Below are 22,780 nucleotides of genomic sequence, written 5' to 3'. Positions count from 1 at the left end.
GCAGCATAACGTGTTCCAGAGATTTCTTAAGCGGCAAAAGGATGCTCCATGTACATGTTTTGCCGCTTAGGTTACATTGTTCACACTTTTTTCCGGCGTAGCCCAAAACGCGCTGTCGTCAAGTCGTTGCGGGCATGGCCTTCATTATCCGATCTGGAGTCAAAATGTCCTCACGTAAAGAGCTTGCCAACGCTATTCGTGCGCTGAGCATGGACGCAGTACAGAAAGCCAAATCCGGTCACCCGGGTGCCCCGATGGGTATGGCTGACATTGCTGAAGTCCTGTGGCGTGATTTCCTGAACCATAACCCGCAGAACCCATTATGGGCTGACCGCGACCGCTTCGTGCTGTCCAACGGTCACGGCTCTATGCTGATCTATAGCCTGCTGCACCTCACCGGTTATGATCTGCCGATTGAAGAGCTGAAAAACTTCCGCCAACTGCACTCTAAAACGCCGGGCCACCCGGAAGTGGGTTACACCGCGGGTGTTGAAACCACTACCGGTCCGTTGGGTCAGGGTATTGCCAATGCGGTGGGGATGGCGATTGCGGAGAAAACGCTGGCGGCGCAGTTTAACCGTCCGGGCCACGACATTGTTGACCACTTCACTTACGCCTTCATGGGCGACGGCTGCATGATGGAAGGTATCTCTCACGAGGTATGCTCCCTGGCCGGTACCCTGAAACTGGGCAAACTGGTGGCGTTCTATGACGATAACGGTATCTCCATCGACGGTCACGTTGAAGGCTGGTTTACCGACGACACCGCGAAGCGTTTTGAAGCCTACGGCTGGCACGTTGTTCGTGGCGTGGATGGTCACGATGCTGACTCGATTAAACGCGCAGTGGAAGAAGCACGTGCGGTCACTGACAAACCGTCCCTGCTGATGTGCAAAACCATCATCGGTTTCGGTTCCCCTAACAAACAGGGCACTCACGACTCCCACGGCGCGCCGCTGGGCGACGCGGAAATCGCGCTGACCCGCGAAGCTTTGGGCTGGAAACACCCGGCCTTTGAAATCCCGTCTGATATCTATGCTCAGTGGGATGCGAAAGAAGCCGGTCAGGCGAAAGAAGCCTCCTGGAACGAGAAGTTCGCGGCCTACGCCAAAGCCTTCCCGCAGGAAGCGGCAGAATTCACCCGTCGTATGAAAGGCGATATGCCGTCTGACTTCGATGCGAAAGCGAATGAGTTTATCGCTAAGCTGCAGGCGAATCCGGCGAAAATCGCCAGCCGTAAAGCATCCCAGAATGCGATCGAAGCTTTCGGTCCGTTGCTGCCTGAATTCCTCGGCGGCTCCGCTGACCTGGCACCGTCTAACCTGACCATCTGGTCCGGCTCTAAAGCCATCAACGAAGACACCGCCGGTAACTACATCCACTACGGTGTGCGCGAATTCGGCATGACCGCGATTGCCAACGGTATCTCGCTGCACGGCGGTTTCCTGCCGTACACCTCCACCTTCCTGATGTTCGTCGAATACGCCCGTAACGCGGTGCGTATGGCGGCTCTCATGAAGCAGCGTCAGGTGATGGTCTATACCCACGACTCCATCGGTCTGGGCGAAGATGGCCCGACTCACCAGCCGGTTGAGCAGGTTGCTTCCCTGCGCGTCACGCCAAACATGTCCACATGGCGTCCGTGTGACCAGGTTGAATCTGCTATCGCGTGGAAATACGGCGTTGAGCGTCAGGACGGCCCGACCGCGCTGATCCTCTCCCGTCAGAACCTGGCGCAGCAGGAACGTACCGAAGAGCAGCTGGCGAACGTCGCCCGCGGTGGTTACGTGCTGAAAGATTGCGCTGGCCAGCCAGAGCTGATTTTTATCGCCACCGGTTCAGAAGTTGAGCTGGCGGTAGCTGCTTACGAAAAACTGACTGCCGAAGGCGTGAAGGCGCGCGTGGTTTCCATGCCGTCCACTGACGCATTCGACAAGCAGGATGCGGCTTACCGTGAAGCGGTGCTGCCGAAAGCAGTCTCTGCTCGCGTAGCCGTTGAAGCGGGCATCGCTGACTACTGGTTCAAATACGTGGGCCTGAACGGCGCTATCGTCGGCATGACTACCTTCGGCGAATCTGCTCCGGCTGAGCTGCTGTTTGAAGAGTTTGGTTTCACCGTGGATAACGTTGTCGCCAAAGCGAAAGCACTGCTGTAATCATTTTTATGATAATAAACGGGTCGCTCAGGCGGCCCGTTTCTTTTGATTGAGACAGTGCTAGCTTTTTTTGTTAGCTATCATCAAGTCATTAATGGTGATGTACTTCACAAAATGTTAATTTAGTGATTTTTCATATTTGCAATTGAAATCACAAACATAGAGTTGATTTTATTTTTTTAATTATCAACTTGTTGTTTTTGTTCATTTCGTAAAAACCTTCAGCCAGTTCGCCTCTCTTTTGTCGCTTATTGATTTCACTGTGCCTCCCGAGTATTTTGTTTTTAACGATAAGCTGTACCCTAGAAATAAAATAAAAGGATGACCTATGCGACTGATTGATTATTTCCCAGAAGCATCAATATCGATAAAGAATTCAGCATCAAGCTGGCAAGAAGCGGTTGATTTCTCAATGTCAGCTTTATTGTCTAATCATTATGTTAGCCCGCAATATGTTCAGGCAATTAAAGACTCTACGTTAGCTAACGGGCCTTATTATATTCTGGCTCCCGAAGTGGCAATGCCTCATGCGCGTCCTGAATACGGCGCGTTAAAAACAGGGATGTCATTAACGCTATTGCGAAACCACGTCAGCTTTGGCGACGATAATGAACCGATTAAATTATTAATTGGGCTGTCCGCTGCCGATTCAGATTCGCATATTGGTGCGATTCAGGCATTAAGTGAATTATTGTGTGAAGAGGAAAGCCTGGCTGCATTGTTGGCGGCTAAATCTGAGAAACAATTAGCGGATATTATCTCCCGCGCATAATCTACTCCCTCCTTTCAGGATATTAATATGGAAAACAAGTCTGCTCGTGCAAAGGTTCAGGCTTTTGGTGGGTTTTTGACTGCCATGGTCATCCCCAATATCGGCGCATTTATTGCCTGGGGGTTTATTACCGCATTATTTATTCCTACTGGCTGGATGCCCAATGAGCATTTTGCCAAAATTGTCGGTCCGATGATCACCTATTTATTACCGGTAATGATTGGCTCAACCGGCGGTCACTTGGTTGGCGGCAAGCGCGGAGCGGTAATGGGCGGCATCGGTTCCATTGGCGTGATTGTTGGCGCTGATATTCCAATGTTCCTTGGTTCCATGATCATGGGCCCGCTCGGTGGCCTGGTGATTAAACATATTGACCGCCTGCTGGAAAAACGTATTCCTGCCGGTTTCGAAATGGTCATAAATAACTTCTCTCTCGGTATCGCTGGCATGATCTTGTGCCTGCTGGGATTTGAAATTATTGGCCCGGCAGTTCTTGTCGCCAACAATTTTGTGAAGGAATGCATTGAAGCTCTGGTACATGCGGGATATCTGCCGCTGTTATCGGTTATCAACGAGCCCGCAAAAATCCTCTTTCTGAACAATGCTATCGATCAGGGTGTCTATTATCCGCTGGGTATGCAACAGGCTGCTGAGACCGGAAAATCGATCTTCTTTATGGTGGCCTCTAACCCCGGCCCAGGGCTGGGCCTGCTGCTCGGGTTTGCCATCTTTGGTAAAGGCATGAGTAAGAAGTCCGCTCCGGGCGCCATGATTATCCATTTCCTTGGCGGTATCCATGAGCTCTATTTCCCTTATGTGTTGATGAAGCCGCTAACGCTGATTGCCATGATCGGCGGTGGAATGACCGGTACCTGGGTCTTTAATTTATTAGGTGGCGGCCTGGTTGCCGGACCGAGTCCTGGCTCAATCTTCGCCTACTTGGCATTAACACCGAAAGGGTCGTTTATCGCCACCATCGCGGGCGTAACGGCGGGGGCTCTGGTAACCTTTATCATGACTTCTTTTATTCTGAAGATGGATAAAAGCATCGAAGTCGAAAAAGAAGATACATTTAGCGAATCTGCTAAAGCGGTAAAAGCGATGAAACGCGAAGGTTCGTTTTCTTACAAGCAAGTTAAACGCGTCGCTTTCGTTTGCGATGCGGGTATGGGCTCCAGCGCGATGGGCGCAACAACTTTCCGTAAACGTCTGGAAAAAGCAGGGCTGGCTATTACCGTCACCCACTATGCCATCGAAAATGTACCGGATGATGCGGATATTATCGTCACTCATGCCAGCCTGGAAGGCCGTGTTAAACGCGTCAGTGATAAACCTTTAATCCTGATTAAAAACTATATCGGCGATCCGTACCTGGACGAGTTGTTTAAAAACCTCAGCGCCTGATTGCTCATTAATTTACGGAGTTAATATGAAAACCAAAGTTGCCGCTATTTATGGCAAGCAGGATGTCCGTATTCGTGAATTCGAACTTCCGCAAATTACCGATAATGAACTGTTGGTGAGCGTAATCTCCGATAGCGTGTGCTTATCCACCTGGAAGGCCGCTGCTTTAGGTAGCGAACATAAGCGCGTTCCCGATGATTTAGAAAATCATCCGGTTATTACCGGTCATGAATGTGCAGGAATTATTGTCGAAGTGGGTAAAAATCTCACTGGCAAATATAAAAAAGGACAGCGATTTGTTTTGCAACCGGCAATGGGACTACCCAGCGGATATTCAGCAGGTTATAGCTATGAATACTTCGGCGGTAACGCAACCTATATGATTATCCCTGAGGTGGCTATTAATCTGGGATGCGTACTGCCATATCACGGTTCTTATTTTGCCGCCGCGTCGCTGGCTGAACCTATGTGTTGCATTATTGGCGCATATAACGCCAATTTCCATACCACGCCTTATGTCTATGAGCATCGGATGGGAATTAAGCCTGGCGGCAATCTGGCGCTGCTGGCATGTGCCGGGCCGATGGGCATTGGCGCGATAGATTATGCTATCAACGGCAACATCGCCCCGGCGCGGGTGGTAGTGGTTGATATTGATGAAAAGCGCCTGGCGCAGGCGCAAAAACTCCTGCCGGTAGAACTGGCTGCCAGTAAAGGAATTGAGCTGGTTTACGTCAATACGCGGGATGTTGCGGATCCGGTACAGGCGCTGCGGGCGCTGACGAATGACGAAGGATTTGACGATGTCTTCGTCTATGCTGCCGTTCCCGCTATCGTGGAAATGGCGGACGATCTGCTGGCAGAAGATGGATGCCTGAACTTCTTTGCCGGTCCTACGGATAAAAACTTTAAAGTCCCGTTTAACTTCTACAACGTGCATTACAACAGCACCCATGTCGTGGGGACCTCCGGCGGCTCAACGGATGACATGCTTGAAGCGATCGCCCTGAGCGCAACTGGACAACTACAGCCTTCATTTATGGTGACGCATATTGGCGGCCTGGATGCGGTGCCGGACACGGTGCTTAATCTGCCCAACATACCTGGCGGCAAAAAGCTGATTTATAACGGCGTGACGATGCCGCTAACGGCGATTACTGATTTTGCTGAGAAAGGTAAAACCGACCCGCTGTTTAAGCAGCTGGCGAAACTGGTAGAAGAGACGCACGGGATCTGGAATGAGCAGGCCGAGAAGTATCTTCTGGCGCACTTTGGCGTTGATATTGGCGAGGTGACGGAATGATGTCACTGGCGTGGCCGCTGCTACGCACTACGGAACAGGCAGCGCTTGCTGCCTGGCCCGAAACGGGGTGCGGGGATAAAAACAAAATTGATGGCCTGGCGGTAAGCGCAATGCGGCAGGCGCTCAATGAGCTTAATTTTCAGGGGCGGATCGTCATCGGAGAGGGGGAAATCGACCATGCTCCCATGTTGTGGATTGGCGAGCAGGTTGGACGTGGCGAGGGGTTGGCTACTGATATTGCCGTCGATCCAATAGAAGGAACCCGAATGGTTGCGATGGGGCAAAGTAATGCGCTGGCGGTCATGGCTTTTGCGCCAGCGGGTTCGCTGCTGCATGCGCCTGATATGTATATGAAAAAAATGGTTGTGGGCCGCCGGGCGAAAGGGGCGATTAATCTGCGGCATTCGTTAAGCGAGAACTTATATAGCGTGGCAAAGGCGCTGGACAAGCCGCTGACGGCGCTGCGCATGGTCACGCTGGATAAACCGCGATTACGGCCCGCTATTGATGAGGCGAGAAGCCTTGGGGTGAAAGTTTTTGCTTTGCCGGATGGTGATGTCGCCGCCAGCGTGCAGACCTGCATGGCGGACAATGCTTACGATGTGATGTTCACCATTGGCGGCGCGCCGGAAGGGGTGATATCTGCATGCGCGGTGACCGCTCTGGGTGGGGATATGCAGGCGGAACTTATCGACTTTTGTGAGGCGAAAGGCGACTCGCCTGAGCACCAGCAGATAGCGCTGAAAGAGCGCAGCCGTTGCGATGAGATGGGCGTTAAGGTCAACCATGTGTACCGGCTTGATGATATCGTGAGCCACCGCGATGTTCTGTTCGCTGCAACCGGCGTCACGGGTGGAGACCTGCTGCGTGGAATTCAACGCAGCGCGGGCGGAATTCGCACACAAACAATCCTAATCAGTGGCATAGACCAAACGTGTAATATAGTAGACTCTCTGCATTCCTGGTGATTTATCGAGAAACGAATGACGACGCTAACAGAAGATGACGTGCTGGAGCAATTGGACGCTCAGCAAGATTTACTCTCCTTTATGGCGACTGCAAATACCCTCTTGTTGCAGGCCATCAAGCGTTTTCTGCCCTCGTTGTTCGTTAATAATGATGAAGAGATCGTGGAATATGCAGTGAAGCCGTTACTCGCGCAAAGCGGCCCGCTTGACGATATTGATGTGGCGTTACGACTGATATATGCGCTGGGGAAAATGGACAAATGGCTCTATGCCGATATCACCCACTTTTCGCAGTTTTATCAGTACCTGACTGAACAATGCGATCTTCCCGGATTTGCGGACGAGTTGACCTGGGATTTTATTTGTAATGTAAATAGCATTACGAATAACACCGCATTATATGGCGCGTTGAAATCAATGAAATTTGCTGATTTCTCTGCGTGGTCAGAAATTCGCTTCATTAATATGGTGAAAACCGCGCTGGCGTTGGCGATAACGACGATATTAAAGGAATTAACGCCGTGAATATAACGCTGAGTATTAATGGGCTGAATGTTGATGCCCGGTACAGTGATGACGAAATTGAGAACGTCCATAAACCTTTACTGCACCGTTTTACCCGATTACATGCTTTAACGCCGAACCGGCGGACCATTATTTTCCTCAGTGCGCCGCCAGGGACAGGGAAATCGACGCTCACGACGTTTTGGGAGTTTTTAGCGCGTCAGGACTCGCATTTGACACCCATCCAGACGCTACCGATGGACGGTTTTCATCGCTATAACACCTGGCTTGAAGAGCATGGGTTACGTAGCTCGAAAGGCGCACCGGAAACGTTCGATGTGACCAAGCTGGCGAAAAATCTTCGCCAGATTCGCGAGGGTGAGGGCGACTGGCCGCAATACGATCGGCAAAAACACGACCCGGTTGAAGCTGCCATTAATGTAAATGCCCCCGTTGTTATCGTTGAGGGCAACTGGCTGCTGCTGGATGATGAGCAGTGGCGTGTACTCGCGGAGTTTTGCGATTTTTCACTGTTTATTAAAGCGCCAGCCAACGCTTTGCGGGCCAGGCTGGTTGGACGCAAGCTGGCCGGAGGCCTGTCGCAAGCTGAAGCCGAGGCGTTTTACGAGCGTACCGATGGTCCGAACGTTCGCCGTGTGCTCGAAAACAGCCGGGCTGCAAACCTGACGTTAGAGATGACGGCTGACGGTGCATATAAGATTGCCTGCCCTTGACTCAGGCGAGTGTTGCAAAAAGGGCCGCGATAACGGCCCTGTTTGTATTTAGTTGAGATAAAGGGAACAGTGCCGCCAGGAATCATGGTCTCCGGCAATTTACCATCCCAACGCTCCGCTGTGGTCAGAGCAACAAGACAAAAAGTCCGCTCGCATCGTCTTTGCTATTCGTTACTCGCGTTGCAACTATTCCTTTTAAAATGTGACGTAAGTCAGATAAATGGCTTCTTCAACTGGACAGTCATTCCTTTTATTCCTTGTTTCGCTTATTCTAGCTGAAGCGTTTCAGTCGTCTAAATGTTCGACAATTAACCAATCAGTCGCAGTTTGCGACAGGTAAGGTTTCCCTTAGAGCGTAGCTGCATTACTCTGTCAGCCACCTCATTTCATGGACAGCCTTGCAGGAGACCTATGACCATACGCATTGCGATTAATGGCTTCGGTCGCATCGGGCGTAACGTGGTTCGTGCTTTGTATGAATCCGGGCGTCGTGCGGAAATCACCGTGGTGGCAATCAATGAACTGGCGGATGCTGCCGGCATCGCTCATTTGTTGAAATATGACACCAGCCATGGGCGCTTTGCCTGGGATGTACGCCAGGAGAGAGAGCAGCTGTTTGTCGGCGATGATGCTATTCGCCTGCTGCATGAATCTTCCCTTGAGGCGTTGCCCTGGCGTGAGCTGGCGGTGGATGTGGTGCTTGATTGTACGGGCGTTTACGGCAGCCGTGAACATGGCGAAGCCCATCTTCAGGCTGGCGCGAAGAAAGTGCTCTTTTCACATCCTGGCGGCAACGATCTCGACGCGACGGTTGTTTTTGGCGTCAATCATGATGAACTGCGAGCCGAGCACCGTATCGTCTCCAACGCCTCCTGCACGACCAACTGCATTATTCCGGTCATTAAACTGTTAGATGATGCCTACGGCATAGAGTCAGGAACGGTAACGACGATCCACTCATCAATGAACGATCAGCAGGTCATTGATTCCTGGCATCCGGATTTGCGTCGTACTCGAGCAGCCAGTCAGTCGATTATCCCGGTTGATACTAAGCTTGCTGCGGGGATTACGCGTTTTTTCCCTCAGTTTAACGATCGTTTCGAAGCGATTGCGGTGCGTGTGCCGACCATTAATGTGACGGCTATCGACCTCAGCGTGACGGTGAAGAAACCAGTAAAAGCAAGTGAAGTCAACCAGTTGCTGCAAAAAGCAGCACAGGGTACATTTCATGGTATAGTTGACTATACGGAATTACCGTTAGTCTCGATAGATTTCAACCACGATCCGCATAGCGCCATTGTTGATGGTACGCAAACGCGGGTAAGCGGCGCGCATTTGATCAAAACGCTGGTCTGGTGCGATAACGAATGGGGCTTTGCTAACCGGATGCTCGACACCACGTTAGCGATGGCCGCACAAGGTTTCAGGTAAGGCGCGTAAGCGCTTGCAAAACTTTATCAAGAATCAACGAGAGGATTCACCATGTCTGTAATTAAGATGACCGATCTGGATCTTGCTGGTAAACGCGTTTTTATCCGTGCGGATCTGAACGTACCAGTTAAAGAAGGGAAAGTAACCAGCGATGCGCGTATCCGTGCCTCTCTGCCGACCATCGAACTGGCCCTGAAACAGGGTGCGAAAGTGATGGTAACTTCCCACCTGGGTCGTCCTACCGAAGGCGAGTACAACGAAGAATTCTCTCTGCTGCCGGTTGTTAACTACCTGAAAGACAAACTGTCTAACCCGGTACGTCTGGTTAAAGATTACCTGGACGGCGTTGAAGTGGCCGCTGGTGAACTGGTTGTTCTGGAAAACGTTCGCTTCAACAAAGGCGAAAAGAAAGACGACGAAGCGCTGTCTAAAAAATACGCTGCGCTGTGTGACGTATTCGTAATGGATGCATTCGGTACTGCTCACCGTGCACAGGCTTCTACCCACGGCATCGGTAAATTTGCTGACGTGGCTTGCGCAGGTCCGCTGCTGGCCGCAGAGTTGGACGCACTGGGTAAAGCGCTGAAAGAACCTGCTCGCCCGATGGTCGCTATCGTTGGTGGTTCTAAAGTTTCCACTAAACTGACCGTTCTGGACTCCCTGTCAAAAATCGCTGACCAGCTGATCGTGGGTGGCGGTATCGCTAACACCTTCGTTGCCGCTCAAGGCCACAATGTCGGTAAATCCCTGTACGAAGCAGACCTGGTTGACGAAGCTAAGCGCCTGCTGACAACCTGCGACATCCCGGTCCCGACTGATGTGCGCGTGGCAACCGAGTTCTCAGAAACTGCAGCCGCAACCCTGAAGTCTGTTAACGACATCAAAGATGACGAACAGATTCTGGACCTGGGCGACGCTTCTGCGCAACAGCTGGCTGAAATCCTGAAAAATGCCAAAACTATTCTGTGGAATGGTCCGGTTGGCGTGTTTGAATTCCCGAACTTCCGCAAAGGTACTGAAATCGTTGCTAACGCTATCGCTGATAGCGAAGCCTTCTCCATCGCAGGCGGCGGCGATACCCTGGCAGCAATCGACCTGTTTGGCATTGCTGACAAAATCTCCTACATCTCCACTGGCGGCGGCGCATTCCTCGAATTCGTGGAAGGCAAAGTCCTGCCAGCAGTAGCTATGCTCGAAGAGCGCGCTAAGAAGTAATTCAGTTCAGGCGGGGTGACCCGCCTGTTTTTCAGCGCGCTTAAACGCTCGCGAACCTTCTTCAACGGTCGAAGATACAGATACAGGACTACGTAACATGTCTAAAATTTTTGATTTCGTAAAACCGGGCGTCATCACTGGCGACGACGTTCAGAAAGTGTTCCAGGTAGCTAAAGAAAACAACTTTGCTCTGCCAGCAGTAAACTGCGTGGGTACTGATTCCATCAACGCCGTTCTGGAAGCTGCTGCAAAAGTTCGTTCTCCGGTTATCGTTCAGTTCTCTAACGGCGGCGCAGCGTTCATCGCGGGCAAAGGCGTGAAAACTGACGTTCCTCAGGGCGCAGCAATCCTGGGTGCTATCTCTGGTGCGCATCACGTACATCAGATGGCAGAGCACTACGGTGTTCCAGTTATCCTGCACACTGACCACTGCGCTAAGAAACTGCTGCCGTGGATCGACGGTCTGCTGGACGCGGGTGAAAAACACTTCGCAGCTACAGGCAAACCGCTGTTCTCTTCTCACATGATTGACCTGTCTGAAGAAACTCTGCACGAAAACATTGAGATCTGTTCTAAATACCTGGCTCGTATGGCCAAAATGGACATGACTCTGGAAATCGAACTGGGTTGCACCGGTGGCGAAGAAGACGGTGTGGATAATAGCCACATGGACGCTTCTGCACTGTACACCCAGCCGGAAGACGTTGATTACGCTTACACCGAGCTGAGCAAAATCAGCCCGCGTTTCACCATCGCGGCTTCCTTCGGTAACGTACACGGCGTTTATAAGCCGGGTAACGTGGTACTGACCCCGACTATCCTGCGCGATTCTCAGGACTATGTTTCTAAGAAACATAACCTGCCGCACAACAGCCTGAACTTCGTCTTCCACGGCGGTTCCGGTTCTTCTGCTCAGGAAATCAAAGACTCCGTAAGCTACGGCGTAGTGAAAATGAACATCGATACCGACACCCAGTGGGCAACATGGGACGGTATCCTGGGCTACTACAAAACGAACGAAGCTTACCTGCAGGGCCAGCTGGGTAACCCGAAAGGCGAAGACCAGCCGAACAAAAAATACTACGATCCGCGCGCATGGCTGCGTGCTGCTCAGGTGACCATGGTGGCACGTCTGGAGCAGGCATTTAAAGAACTGAACGCGATCGACGTTCTGTAAGAAAACTCTGTTTCTTACTCTGAAGCCCGCAGAAATGCGGGCTTTTTTATTATCTGAACGACATGAAATGTTGCTAAATAAATGTGATCAGTTTGGCAAAACGTACACTTTTTGTTTACCCTTAACCTACCTGTTATTTCAGGTTTGGTTTTTTATTTCCCGTCCGGGTATCCATAAGGAATGTTAAATGGAAGATTTGAACGTTGTCGATAGCATAAATAACGCCAGTTCGTGGCTGGTGCGCAATCAGGAATTACTGCTGAGCTATGCCGTCAACATCGTAGCGGCTATCGCGATTATTATTGTTGGTATGATCGTGGCGCGGATTGTGTCCAATACGGTGAATCGCCTGATGCGGGCGCGACATATTGACGCCACCGTTGCCGATTTTCTTTCTGCGCTGGTACGTTACGCCGTTATAGCCTTTACGCTGATTGCCGCTTTGGGCCGCGTCGGCGTGCAAACTGCCTCAGTCATCGCCGTTCTCGGTGCTGCCGGTTTGGCCGTCGGCCTGGCGCTACAAGGCTCTCTGTCTAACCTTGCTGCTGGTGTTCTGCTGGTCGTATTCCGCCCATTCCGTGCGGGTGAATACGTTGACCTTGGCGGTATCGCGGGTACCGTGCTGAACGTGCAGATTTTCTCCACAACCCTTCGTAGCGCGGATGGCAAGATTGTGGTGGTTCCGAACGGTAAAATCATTGCCGGGAATATCATTAACTTCTCCCGCGAGCCAGTACGTCGCAACGAGTTTATTATTGGCGTGGCTTACGATGCCGATATCGATAAAGTGAAGCAACTGATTACGGCTATCATTGAATCAGATGAGCGTATCCTTAAAGATCGCGAAATGACCGTGCGCCTGAATGAACTGGGTGCTTCATCGGTAAACTATGTGATTCGTGTATGGAGTAAAAGCAGCGATCTGCAAAACGTGTATTGGGATGTTCTGGAGCGTATTAAGCGTGACTTCGACGCTAACGGTATCAGCTTTCCGTATCCGCAGATGGATGTGAATTTGAAGCAGGTAAAAGACCCGGCGGAGTAATTTTCACGTCAGGTTTAGCGATTAAGGCTCGCCGTCCCTGATGGTGAGCCTTTTTAGTTTGTAGAGTAAAATCCTGGAAAATCCCTGATCATTAGCCTTTCTAATTAATGATTAATAATATCAATTTCCGCTAATAATGATATCGCGCTATAGTCAGCCGCATTAACGACCTCAGCGGAAAAATTCAACATGTTATCTTATTACTTTCAGGGGCTTGTCCTGGGGGCGGCAATGATTTTGCCTCTCGGACCCCAAAATGCGTTTGTGATGAATCAGGGCATTCGCCGCCAGTACCATCTGATGATTGCGCTGCTATGCGCTATCAGCGATCTGCTGCTGATCTGCGCCGGTATATTTGGTGGTAGCGCGCTGTTGATGCAGTCTCCGTGGCTGTTAGCGTTGGTAACCTGGGGCGGTGTGGCCTTTTTATTGTGGTACGGTTTCGGTGCGTTGAAAACGGCTTTGAGCAGCAATCTGGAACTGGCCAGTGCGGAAGTCATGAAGCAGGGATGCTGGAAAATCATCGTCACGATGCTGGCGGTGACCTGGCTCAACCCGCACGTTTATCTTGATACTTTCGTGGTGCTCGGCAGCCTGGGCGGACAGTTAGCGATGGAGCCAAAGCGCTGGTTCGCGTTAGGCACCATCAGTGCTTCATTCTTATGGTTTTTTGGTCTGGCTCTGCTGGCTGCCTGGCTGGCCCCGCGTCTGCGCACGGCAAAGGCACAGCGCATTATTAACGTGCTGGTTGGCCTGGTGATGTGGGTGATTGCGCTACAGCTGGCGAAAGACGGCCTGGCGCATGTGCAGATGCTGCTTAACTAAGTCTTGTCCGATGGACTTTCCGCGCGTACGCGCTAAGCTTGCAGGCATGCGTCTGTGTATGGACGACCAATGTAAGATGGAGAAACGACAGTGAAGTTAAAAGTCATGGCCCTGGCGGCGGCACTCGGATTTAGCGTAATGGCAGCTCAGGCAAATGAATTGCCAAATGGCCCACATATTGTCACTTCAGGCACCGCCAGCGTTGCTGCGGTTCCCGATATCGCAACCCTGGCGATTGAAGTCAACGTTTCCGCGAAAGACGCGGCATCGGCAAAGAAACAGGCCGATGAGCGCGTGGCTCAGTATCTTTCCTTCCTGGAAAAGAGCGGCATTGGAAAAAAAGATATTAACTCGGCCAACCTGCGCACCCAGCCTGATTATGATTATCAGAATGGCAAAAGCATTCTCAAGGGCTACCGCGCAGTGCGTACCGTTGAGGTCACGCTGCGTCAGTTAGATAAGCTAAACGGCCTGTTGGATGGGGCGTTAAAAGCCGGTCTGAATGAAATTCGCTCCGTGTCGTTGGGCGTTGCGCAGCCGGATGCTTACAAAGACAAAGCGCGTAAAGCGGCGATTGATGATGCTATTCATCAGGCGCAAGAGCTGGCGACAGGCTTCCACGGTAAACTGGGGCCAGTCTATAGCGTGCGTTATCATGTCTCTAACTATCAGCCAAGCCCGATGGTGCGGATGATGAAGGCCGATGCAGCACCGGTTTCTGCTCAGGAAACCTACGAGCAGGCGACGATTCAGTTTGATGACCAGGTTGATGTGGTGTTTGAACTGCAACCGACCCAGCCTACGCCAGCACCCGCTGCGCCAGCGAAACCTGCTGAAGAGCCAAAAGCGGCACAGTAATTCCGTTACCCGGCATTCGTGCCGGGTTTTTTCTGTGACCATCTGTAAAAATGAGAGCACGACAAAAGTCTTTCCCCTGATGAAGTGAGGATATATCCCTGTCCCTTGATGAGGTAAACATGGATATCTTTATTTCGAAAAAAATGCGCAATTTTATTCTGTTGGCGCAGACCAATAACATCGCCAGAGCGGCGGAAAAAATACATATGACCGCTTCCCCCTTTGGCAAAAGCATCGCCGCGCTGGAGGATCAAATTGGCTATACGCTGTTTACCCGCAAAGATAACAGCATCAGCCTGAATAAGGCAGGGCAGGAGCTTTATCAGAAGCTGTTTCCGATTTATCAGCGCTTATCGGCAATTGATAACGAAATCCATCACTCGACGCACCGTTCGCGCAATATTGTCATCGGTATCGACAACACGTATCCCACCATTATTTTTGATCAGTTGATAAGCCTCGGCGACAAATACGATGGCGTCACCGCGCAGGCGGTGGAGTTCAGCGAAAATGGGGTGATTGATAATCTGTTTGACCATCAGCTCGATTTTATTATCTCGCCACAGCACGTTTCCGCTCGCGTTCAGGAGCTAGAAAATCTGACCATCACCGAGCTTGCACCTTTGCGGCTAGGGTTTCTTGTTTCCCGTCGTTACGAAGATAAGCCACCGCAAGAGCTTTTGCGTGAGCTACCCTGGTTGCAAATGCGCTTTCAGAATCGGGCGAATTTTGAGGCGATGCTGGATGCTTATATGCGCCCATGCGGAATTAATCCCACGGTCATCTATCGGCCTTACAGCTTTATGGCCAAGATCAGCGCCGTGGAGCGCGGACAGTTTCTGACGGTGATCCCGCATTTTGCCTGGCGTCTGGTGAACCCGGCGAAGCTGAAGTACTTCGACGCGCCCGGTAGCCCAATGTATATGCAGGAGTATCTCTACTCGCTGAAAAACCATCGCTATACCGCCACGATGCTTCAGCACATTACTGAAGATCGTGACGGCACGGCGAATTAACCGAGCATCGAGCCGTACTCGATTAAGTTACGGTGCAGATCGAACGCGTGACGGAGGTCGTGATGGATATGCCCGCCGGGCGCATTTTCCAGATAGCGATGCAGATAGTTTCGATAGAGTGGATGCGCGCAATTTTCGATAATCTTGTGCGCCCGCTGTAGCGGCGATAGCCCACGCAGATCGGCGATCCCCTGCTCGGTGATGATGACTTTCACACTGTGCTCGCTGTGATCGACATGGCTGCACATCGGCACAATCGTCGAGATCTTCCCGTCTCTGGCAATTGATGGCGCCATGAAAATGGAGAGATACGCGTTGCGCTCGAAATCGCCGCTGCCGCCGATGCCGTTCATCAGATTCACCCCGGCCACGTGGGTGGAGTTGGCGTGGCCGTAGATATCAAACTCCAGCCCAACGTTCAGCGCGATAACCCCCAAACGGCGGATGATCTCCGGATTATTGGAGATCTCCTGCGGGCGCAGTACGATGCGGCTGGAGAAGAAGTCCATATTGTCGTAAATCTTATACAGCGAATCGGCGGAGACCGTCAGGCTGGAGGCGCTGGCCCCGGTGATTTTTCCGCTTTCCAGCAGATGTACCACCGACTCCTGCAAAACCTCTGAATACATCGTAAACGGCGGAATATCCTGGTTTTCGCCAAGCCGCGCCATCACCGCGTTGTTGATATTGCCAACCCCGCTTTGTAGCGGCAGAAACTCAGGCGGGATCCGTCCCTGCGCCATCTCATTGAGCAAAAATGTCACTACATTGTCGGCGATTTGCTGGCAGAAAGGGTTGCTCTTCTCCAGCGCGTTACCTGCATCGGGCAGCTCGGTCTCCACCACCGCAACAATCTTTTTCGGATCGATCTGTACGTACTGGCTGCCTATGCGATCCATGGTGTGAAAAATAGAGACGCTATTGCGACGCGGCGGCGCGCCGGGGATCACGATATCAGCCAACTCAGCAACTCGCGGGCTGTGGTAGTGATTTAGCTCAATGATCACTTTTTTCGCCCGCAGCAGCCAGGTTGGCGCGTTGCCGATCCCGCTGGAGAGCCAGACTCGTCCATCCGGCGCAATGGCTGAAGCCTCGATCACCGCAACGTCAATATCGCCAAAGAAGCCGTAGTTGACCATCTGCGCCACTTCGCTCAGGTGCAGGTCGACAAATTTCACTCTCCCCTGATTGATTTTTTGCCGCAGGCCGGAGGCGGTCTGATACGGTGCGCGCCAAGAGACGGCGTCGGCTTCTGATAGGGCATCATCCGCCGCTGCACTAATTGACGCCCCGGTTAGCAAACGAATCTGAAAAGGCTGTTGCGCCTGATGCAGTTCGCTGGCGCGGCGGGCAATGGCAGCAGGCAGGGCCTTGGGCGAACCGGCGGGCGTGAACCCGCTGAACGCAACCATCTGGTCGTGCTGGATAATCTCCGCCGCTTCATCGGCGCTCATCCGTTTCATTTTGCTCTCCTTAATGGCCGACAAAATTAGGTTTACGTTTTTCCATAAACGCGCTCATCCCTTCCTGATAATCCTCACTGTCGTAAACGGCGCGACGCATCCCCTGAATTCGTTCGAATTCGTCGGAATTCATGGTGTGCGCTTCGCCAAGCACGCGCAGCTCTTCCTTTATTACCGCAATCGCCAGTGGCGCTTTTTCCGAGATGTGGTGCGCCATCTGTAAGGTGAAGTCCTCCAGCTCGTTGGCGTCCACCACGTGATTGAGAATGCCGACCGCCAGCGCGCGCTGGGCGGTAATCGGCAGGGCGGTAAAAATCAGCTCTTTGACGATATGGAAACCGGCGTCGCGGGTCAGGTTATGAATACCGACCAGGTTGTACGGCACGCCGAGGTTGACCGGCGTCATGGAGAAGGTTGACGTACTGGCGGCGATGATCAGATCGGAACTCATGATCATCTCAAATGCGCCGCCCCAGACGCTGCCTTCGACCATTGAGATCACCGGTTTCGGATACTTTTGGATCATGCGGGTAATCTGACGCAGCGGATCGTCATAAGAGAGCGGATCGCGGCGTCCAGCAGGCAGTTCATGAATATCGTGACCGGCGGAGAAGACTTTCGCTCCGCTGGGCGCGCGTAAAATCACGCAGCGAATTTCCGGCGTGTTGAGGTCGCTCAGCGCCTGCATCAGATCGTCGATAAACACCTTGCTTAAGGCGTTGAGCTTACGCGCATAATTAAACTCAATAACCGCAACCTTCTGAATAATTTCGACATTAACATATTGATAAGACATAAATATCCTTTCATGCAAAGTAATGATTCTGGAGGAATTCGCTGATCTGGTGCAGACCGGTGCGCGGCGAGAGGTGGTTGCTTTTGACCGCCTGTAGCGTTTGCTGGAAGTAGCGTTCGAAATCGGTCCGGGAAAATAGCAGGTGCAGCGCCTCTGTTTCGGTCTGCTTTTGCAGCCACTCCAGCGCCTGGCGCTGGCGCATTTTTTCCAGACCGCCGCTGTCCGTCAGCGCTGTTTTGAACTCAAGAATGGCGAGCCAGACGGCTTCGATACCACGTTTTTCCAGTGCGCTACAGCTCAGAACGCGCGGCTGCCACTCGGCGTGCTTGCGGCGCAGAATATGCAGGGCGGATTCATACATATGGCGGGTGATGGCGACGCTGGCATGGTTCTCCCCGTCATCTTTATTGATGACAAGGATATCAGCCATCTCCATGATCCCTTTCTTGATGCCCTGAAGAGCGTCACCGCCGCCAGCGATCTGCAACGAGATAAAGCAATCCACCAGGCGGGAGACCTCCGTTTCCGATTGGCCGACGCCGACGGTTTCAACAATCACCACGTCATAGCCCGCCGCTTCGCACAGCAGTATCAGCTCCCGCGCGCGCAGGCTCGTGCCGCCAAGATGACCGCAGGAGGGGACCGGACGGATGAATGCCGAATCCGATCGCGCCAGTTCGATCATCCGCGTTTTATCACCAAGAATGCTGCCGCCGCTGACCGGACTGCTGGGATCGACCGCGATCACCGCTACCCGAAAACCCTGACGGATCAGAAGCATACCGAAAGCTTCCAGGAAGGTACTCTTTCCGGCTCCCGGCGTTCCGGTAATGCCTAAACGCAGCGCGTTACCGGTAAAGGGCATAATGGCATCCAGCAACTGTATGCTTAGCGACTGGTGGCGAGGATGCAGGCTTTCTACCAGCGTCATGGCCTGGGCAAGCGTGGACCGCTCGCCCATCCGTAATTGCCGCACGGTGTCCGCCAGCGTGGATTCGTTAATCATGATGTTGGCTAATCCTTACCAGAACGTCGCGCACGCTTTCCAGCATTGGCGTACCGGGGCCATAAATAGCGGCCACGCCGTGCTCCTGCAGGAAAGCGTAATCCTGCGGAGGGATGACGCCACCGGCGATAACGCAGATATCTTCGCGCCCCCATTTTTTCAGCGCGGCGACCAGCTCGGGAATTAACGTTTTGTGTCCTGCCGCCAGGGATGAGGCGCCAACCACGTGCACATCGTTTTCTACTGCCAGGCGGGCGATCTCTTCCGGCGTGGAGAACATCGGACTGAGATCAACATCGAAGCCGAGATCGGAATAGGCGCTGGCGATCACTTTTGCCCCGCGATCGTGGCCATCTTGACCCATTTTGGCGATCAGGATGCGCGGGCGGCGGCCGTTGTCCGCAAGGAAACGTTCAGTTTGCGCAACGATAGCGTCAAACTCGCAGGCGGATTTGTCGGACTGATGGTAGCTTTGCGCAATGACTCCGGTGACGCACTGGCTGGGGACCAGATAGCGGTCAAACGCCGCCTCCAGCGCGTCGGAGATTTCACCCAGCGTGGCGCGAACACGGGCGGCGTTGATGGCGGCGGCCAGCAGATTTTCATTATGCTGTGCAGCGTGGGTGAGGGCGTTCAGCGCCGCTTTTACCGTCACATCGTCACGACTGGCCCGAATTCTCTCCAGCGAGTCGATCTGTTCGTTGCGCACCTTAACGTTGTCGATCTCGAGTACCGCCGTTTCGTCCTCTTTCTCCAGCTTGTATTTGTTGACGCCGACAATAACGCGCTTGCCCTGGTCGATCAGAGATTGCTCGCGGGCGGAAGCCTCCTCGATCATCCGTTTCGGCAGTCCGGCTTCGATAGCCTTCGCCATTCCGCCTGCTTCGTCGATCTGTTGAATAATGGCCCGCGCCTGTTTGACGATGCGATCGGTCAGCGATTCGACGTAATAGGAACCGGCCAGCGGATCCACCGTGCGGCAGATCTCTGACTCTTCCTGGATGATGATCTGCGTATTGCGCGCGATGCGGGCGGAAAAATCGGTGGGCAAGCCGAGCGCCTCGTCAAAGGCGTTGGTGTGCAGCGACTGGGTGCCGCCAAGCGTGGCACCGAGCGCTTCAATGGTGGTGCGAATGACGTTGTTGTACGGATCCTGTTCGGTCAGGCTCCAGCCGGAAGTCTGACAGTGGGTGCGCAGCGCCAGGGATTTTGGATTAGTGGCGCCAAACCCGTTGACCGCCTCGCTCCACAGATAGCGTGCGGCGCGCAGCATCGCGACGTTCATAAACAGATCCATGCCGATGCCAAAGAAGAAGGACAGGCGCGGAGCAAAGTCGTCAATTTTCAGGCCAGCGGAGAGCGCAGCCTTGATGTATTCGATGCCATCGGCCAGGGTAAAGGCGACCTGTTGTACGCAGTTGGCTCCCGCCTCGCCCATGTGGTAGCCGCTAATGCTGATGGTGTTAAAGCGCGGCATGTTGCCCGAACACCAGGCAATGATGTCGGCGATAATGCGCATTGAGGGCTTCGGTGGGTAAATGTAAGTATTGCGGCACAGATATTCTTTCAGAATATCGTTCTGAATCGTCCCGGTAAGCTGTTCCGGCGCCACGCCTTGCTCTTCTGCCGCAACGATATAAAACGCCATCACCGGCAGCACCGCACCGTTCATGGTCATCGATACGGACATCTTATCCAGCGGGATCTGATCGAATAGCACCTTCATATCTTCGACGGTATCAATCGCCACGCCCGCTTTTCCCACATCGCCCGCCACGCGCGGGTTATCGGAGTCATAGCCTCGGTGGGTGGCGAGGTCGAAGGCGACGGAGAGCCCTTTCTGCCCGGCGGCGAGGTTTCGACGATAGAAGGCGTTAGACTCTTTAGCTGTGGAGAAACCAGCGTACTGACGAATAGTCCACGGCTGTGCGGTATACATGGTGGCGCGTGGGCCGCGGACGTAGGGCGGGAGGCCGGGCAGGGTGCCGGTCACTTCCAGATTATCAAGATCGGCTTCGGTATACAGCGGCTTAATGGCAATGCCTTCCGCCGTCTGTTTTACCAGCGAATCGACGGTCTTTTCCCGCCGACTCAGCTCCTTGTTGGCAAGCTTTTGCCACTCCTGCAAGTCTGACATTTTGTGCTCCGTATTCCACAATTAAAATAAGGTATTGCGAATACGGTGAGCTTTTTAACGATCCTTGTCGCCAGCAAAAAATAGCCATCAATGCGTCGTTTTTTGCCGCATGGAATATTTTATTTTGTGATGTATTTCAAAGACGTGATGTGGGGATAGTGGGTCATGCAGGCCGGATGGATCCGACCTGCTGGCGAGGCTTAATCTTGTCTTAACACTTTGTGGCCGTAAGCGATCAGCGCATCGGTGACCCGGCGCATCATGCGGCTTTCTGGCGCGAAACGGTGCCAGTAGAGCATCCGGCGCTGGAACAGGCCAGGGGTGAGGTTAATAAGCTCGCCGCTGTTCAGCTCTTTCTCAATCTGCAAGTGCGGGATCATACAGCAGGTTGTCCCCTGACGGGCCAGTTGCACAAAGGCCTCAGAGGAGTTAACGATATGGCAGGGTACGCTACCCGGTGGTAAGTCGAAGTTCTGTTGCAAAAAGGCCTGATGCATATCATCAAGATGATCGAATGCGACTACCGGGGCTTTGAGCAGCGCCGAGCGGGTCACGCCGTTCGGGAAATAGCGTTGTGCAAATTCTTTGGAGGCGACGAACAGGTAGTCCAGAGCCCCGAGCTGATCGACCAGACAGCTTGGCAGCGCCTGCGGCTGGATACTGACTGCACCAACCACTTCGCCACGGCGCAGGCGTTCCTGGGTCCGGGTTTCATCTTCGACCTGCAGGTTCAGACGAATAGGCGAGTCGGAAAGTACGCTGGAAAGCGCGGGCAGCAGCCAGGTCGCCAGGCTGTCGGCGTTGACCGCCAATGACAGCAGCAGCGGCGTAGCACCGGTCTGCTCATCGCCCAGCCACTCTTCTTCCAGCAGCTCAACCTGGCGCAGCAGGGCCAATAGCTTTTGCCCTTGTTCGGTCGGACGCGGCGGGACGGTACGCACCAGCAGCGGCTGCCCAAACATATTTTCCAGCTGTTTGATACGCTGAGAGACGGCGGACTGTGTAATACAAAGCTTCTGCGCGGCGCGCTCAAACCCTCGTTCCCTGATTACCGCGTCCAGCGCTTGTAGTGTTCTGTAGTCCGGTCGTTTCATTGATCTGGCGTACCCCTAGTACTTTTCGTTAACTTGCACTATGACATAAATTTGTTTTTGATGAAGACGAAAAATGATCTACTCAGTTGTGTGATCCCCGTCGCAGGGACAATGGCACCCTTGATGTTCTATAATGCGCCACAGGAATTCACATCTCGGACCATAATCATGACGCAAGATGAACTGAAAAAAGCGGTAGGCTGGGCGGCATTGCAGTATGTACAACCTGGCACCATTGTTGGAGTCGGCACTGGCTCCACGGCGGCGCATTTTATTGATGCGCTGGGCACCATGAAAGGGCAGATTGAAGGCGCGGTTTCCAGCTCTGATGCTTCGACTGAAAAACTGAAAGGCCTCGGCATCCATGTGTTTGATCTCAACGAAGTGGATAGTCTTGGCGTTTACGTTGACGGTGCTGATGAAATCAACGGCCATATGCAGATGATCAAAGGCGGTGGCGCAGCGCTGACGCGTGAGAAGATTATCGCCTCGGTCGCGGATAAGTTTATTTGTATCGCTGATGCGTCTAAACAGGTCGATATTTTGGGCAAATTCCCGCTGCCGGTTGAAGTGATTCCGATGGCGCGTAGTGCCGTCGCGCGTGAACTGGTTAAGCTTGGTGGTCGTCCGGAATATCGTCAGGGCGTGGTGACCGATAACGGCAACGTGATCCTCGATGTATTTGGCCTGGAGATTCTGGATGCTATCGCGCTGGAAAATGCGATTAACGGCATTCCTGGCGTCGTTACCGTTGGTTTGTTCGCCAATCGTGGCGCTGACGTGGCGTTGATCGGAACCGCCGATGGTGTAAAAACTATCACTAAATAGTCTGATCAGGGGGAGTGAATGGCTCCCTCGTAAATATTTTTTTGTCAG

Annotated in this window: 20 protein-coding genes and 1 pseudogene; 15 read left to right on the top strand and 6 right to left on the bottom strand. The window is 52.8% G+C overall.

Annotated features, from left to right (window positions below):
• Positions 1-164: 164 nt before the first annotated feature.
• The 7 genes from tkt to HV127_RS02345 all read left to right on the top strand — a co-directional run bounded on the left by tkt (position 165) and on the right by HV127_RS02345 (position 7,841).
• A complete protein-coding gene (gene tkt, locus HV127_RS02375; protein WP_182234907.1) occupies positions 165-2,156 on the top strand; it encodes a transketolase in 1,992 nt (663 codons plus the stop codon).
• Between the two features lie 328 nt (positions 2,157-2,484).
• Positions 2,485-2,928, top strand: a complete 444-nt coding sequence (gene cmtB / locus HV127_RS02370; protein WP_182234906.1) for a PTS mannitol transporter subunit IIA — start codon at positions 2,485-2,487, stop codon at positions 2,926-2,928.
• A gap of 27 nt (positions 2,929-2,955) precedes the next feature.
• Positions 2,956-4,332 (top strand): PTS mannitol transporter subunit IICB, encoded by a 1,377-nt coding sequence (locus HV127_RS02365; protein WP_182234905.1) that lies wholly within the window; start codon positions 2,956-2,958, stop codon positions 4,330-4,332.
• Positions 4,333-4,357: 25 nt separating this feature from the next.
• Positions 4,358-5,635, top strand: a complete 1,278-nt coding sequence (locus HV127_RS02360; RefSeq protein WP_182234904.1) for a zinc-binding dehydrogenase — start codon at positions 4,358-4,360, stop codon at positions 5,633-5,635.
• Positions 5,632-6,603, top strand: coding sequence for a class II fructose-bisphosphatase (gene glpX / locus HV127_RS02355; RefSeq protein WP_182234903.1), 972 nt, complete (start codon positions 5,632-5,634; stop codon positions 6,601-6,603). The genes HV127_RS02360 and glpX overlap by 4 nt, the downstream gene beginning before the upstream one ends.
• A gap of 15 nt (positions 6,604-6,618) precedes the next feature.
• Positions 6,619-7,128, top strand: coding sequence for an MltR family transcriptional regulator (locus tag HV127_RS02350; protein ID WP_112216562.1), 510 nt, complete (start codon positions 6,619-6,621; stop codon positions 7,126-7,128).
• Entirely contained in the window at positions 7,125-7,841 is a 717-nt protein-coding gene (locus tag HV127_RS02345; protein WP_182234902.1) for a nucleoside/nucleotide kinase family protein, read from the top strand. The genes HV127_RS02350 and HV127_RS02345 overlap by 4 nt, the downstream gene beginning before the upstream one ends.
• A 47-nt stretch (positions 7,842-7,888) precedes the next feature.
• Here HV127_RS02345 and HV127_RS02340 read toward each other — a convergent pair.
• Positions 7,889-7,978: pseudogene (locus tag HV127_RS02340) on the bottom strand (prohibitin family protein); the annotation flags it as partial.
• 274 nt (positions 7,979-8,252) lie between these two features.
• On the opposite strand from HV127_RS02340, the gene epd reads away from it, so the two are divergent.
• The 7 genes from epd (at position 8,253) to HV127_RS02305 (ending at position 15,408) form a co-directional block, all read left to right on the top strand.
• Complete coding sequence (gene epd, locus HV127_RS02335) at positions 8,253-9,272, top strand: erythrose-4-phosphate dehydrogenase (RefSeq protein ID WP_182234900.1); 1,020 nt, start codon at positions 8,253-8,255, stop codon at positions 9,270-9,272.
• A gap of 51 nt (positions 9,273-9,323) precedes the next feature.
• Positions 9,324-10,487, top strand: coding sequence for a phosphoglycerate kinase (pgk, locus tag HV127_RS02330; protein ID WP_112216559.1), 1,164 nt, complete (start codon positions 9,324-9,326; stop codon positions 10,485-10,487).
• 97 nt (positions 10,488-10,584) lie between these two features.
• The gene (gene fbaA, locus HV127_RS02325; RefSeq protein ID WP_110276740.1) at positions 10,585-11,664 is read left to right on the top strand and encodes a class II fructose-bisphosphate aldolase; all 1,080 of its coding nucleotides are present in this window, start codon (positions 10,585-10,587) and stop codon (positions 11,662-11,664) included.
• A gap of 187 nt (positions 11,665-11,851) precedes the next feature.
• Complete coding sequence (mscS, locus tag HV127_RS02320) at positions 11,852-12,709, top strand: small-conductance mechanosensitive channel MscS (protein WP_110276739.1); 858 nt, start codon at positions 11,852-11,854, stop codon at positions 12,707-12,709.
• Positions 12,710-12,898: 189 nt separating this feature from the next.
• A complete protein-coding gene (gene argO, locus HV127_RS02315; RefSeq protein ID WP_182234898.1) occupies positions 12,899-13,534 on the top strand; it encodes an arginine exporter ArgO in 636 nt (211 codons plus the stop codon).
• Between the two features lie 90 nt (positions 13,535-13,624).
• Entirely contained in the window at positions 13,625-14,392 is a 768-nt protein-coding gene (locus tag HV127_RS02310) for an oxidative stress defense protein (protein ID WP_182234896.1), read from the top strand.
• A 119-nt stretch (positions 14,393-14,511) separates the two neighbouring features.
• Entirely contained in the window at positions 14,512-15,408 is an 897-nt protein-coding gene (locus HV127_RS02305; protein WP_142512828.1) for a LysR family transcriptional regulator, read from the top strand.
• Here the strand turns inward: HV127_RS02305 and HV127_RS02300 are convergent.
• The 5 genes from HV127_RS02300 to argP all read right to left on the bottom strand — a co-directional run bounded on the left by HV127_RS02300 (position 15,405) and on the right by argP (position 21,904).
• Positions 15,405-16,871, bottom strand: a complete 1,467-nt coding sequence (locus HV127_RS02300) for an acetyl-CoA hydrolase/transferase family protein (RefSeq protein WP_182234894.1) — start codon at positions 16,869-16,871, stop codon at positions 15,405-15,407. The genes HV127_RS02305 and HV127_RS02300 overlap by 4 nt on opposite strands.
• 10 nt (positions 16,872-16,881) lie before the next feature.
• A complete protein-coding gene (scpB, locus tag HV127_RS02295; RefSeq protein ID WP_182234892.1) occupies positions 16,882-17,667 on the bottom strand; it encodes a methylmalonyl-CoA decarboxylase in 786 nt (261 codons plus the stop codon).
• A 10-nt stretch (positions 17,668-17,677) separates the two neighbouring features.
• On the bottom strand, positions 17,678-18,673 hold the full coding sequence (gene meaB / locus HV127_RS02290; protein ID WP_182234890.1) for a methylmalonyl Co-A mutase-associated GTPase MeaB: 996 nt from the start codon (positions 18,671-18,673) through the stop codon (positions 17,678-17,680).
• On the bottom strand, positions 18,666-20,810 hold the full coding sequence (gene scpA, locus HV127_RS02285; protein ID WP_139540310.1) for a methylmalonyl-CoA mutase: 2,145 nt from the start codon (positions 20,808-20,810) through the stop codon (positions 18,666-18,668). The genes meaB and scpA overlap by 8 nt, the downstream gene beginning before the upstream one ends.
• 200 nt (positions 20,811-21,010) lie before the next feature.
• Entirely contained in the window at positions 21,011-21,904 is an 894-nt protein-coding gene (gene argP / locus HV127_RS02280; RefSeq protein ID WP_110276731.1) for a DNA-binding transcriptional regulator ArgP, read from the bottom strand.
• Positions 21,905-22,072: 168 nt separating this feature from the next.
• Between argP and rpiA the strand changes: the two genes are divergently transcribed.
• On the top strand, positions 22,073-22,732 hold the full coding sequence (gene rpiA, locus HV127_RS02275; protein WP_110276730.1) for a ribose-5-phosphate isomerase RpiA: 660 nt from the start codon (positions 22,073-22,075) through the stop codon (positions 22,730-22,732).
• Positions 22,733-22,780: the final 48 nt, after the last annotated feature.

Source organism: Klebsiella sp. RHBSTW-00215, from assembly GCF_014103785.1.
Classification (GTDB): domain Bacteria; phylum Pseudomonadota; class Gammaproteobacteria; order Enterobacterales; family Enterobacteriaceae; genus Klebsiella.
Note: the sequence above shows the minus strand (reverse complement) of the source record. Positions and strands in the feature narration are given on the sequence as shown.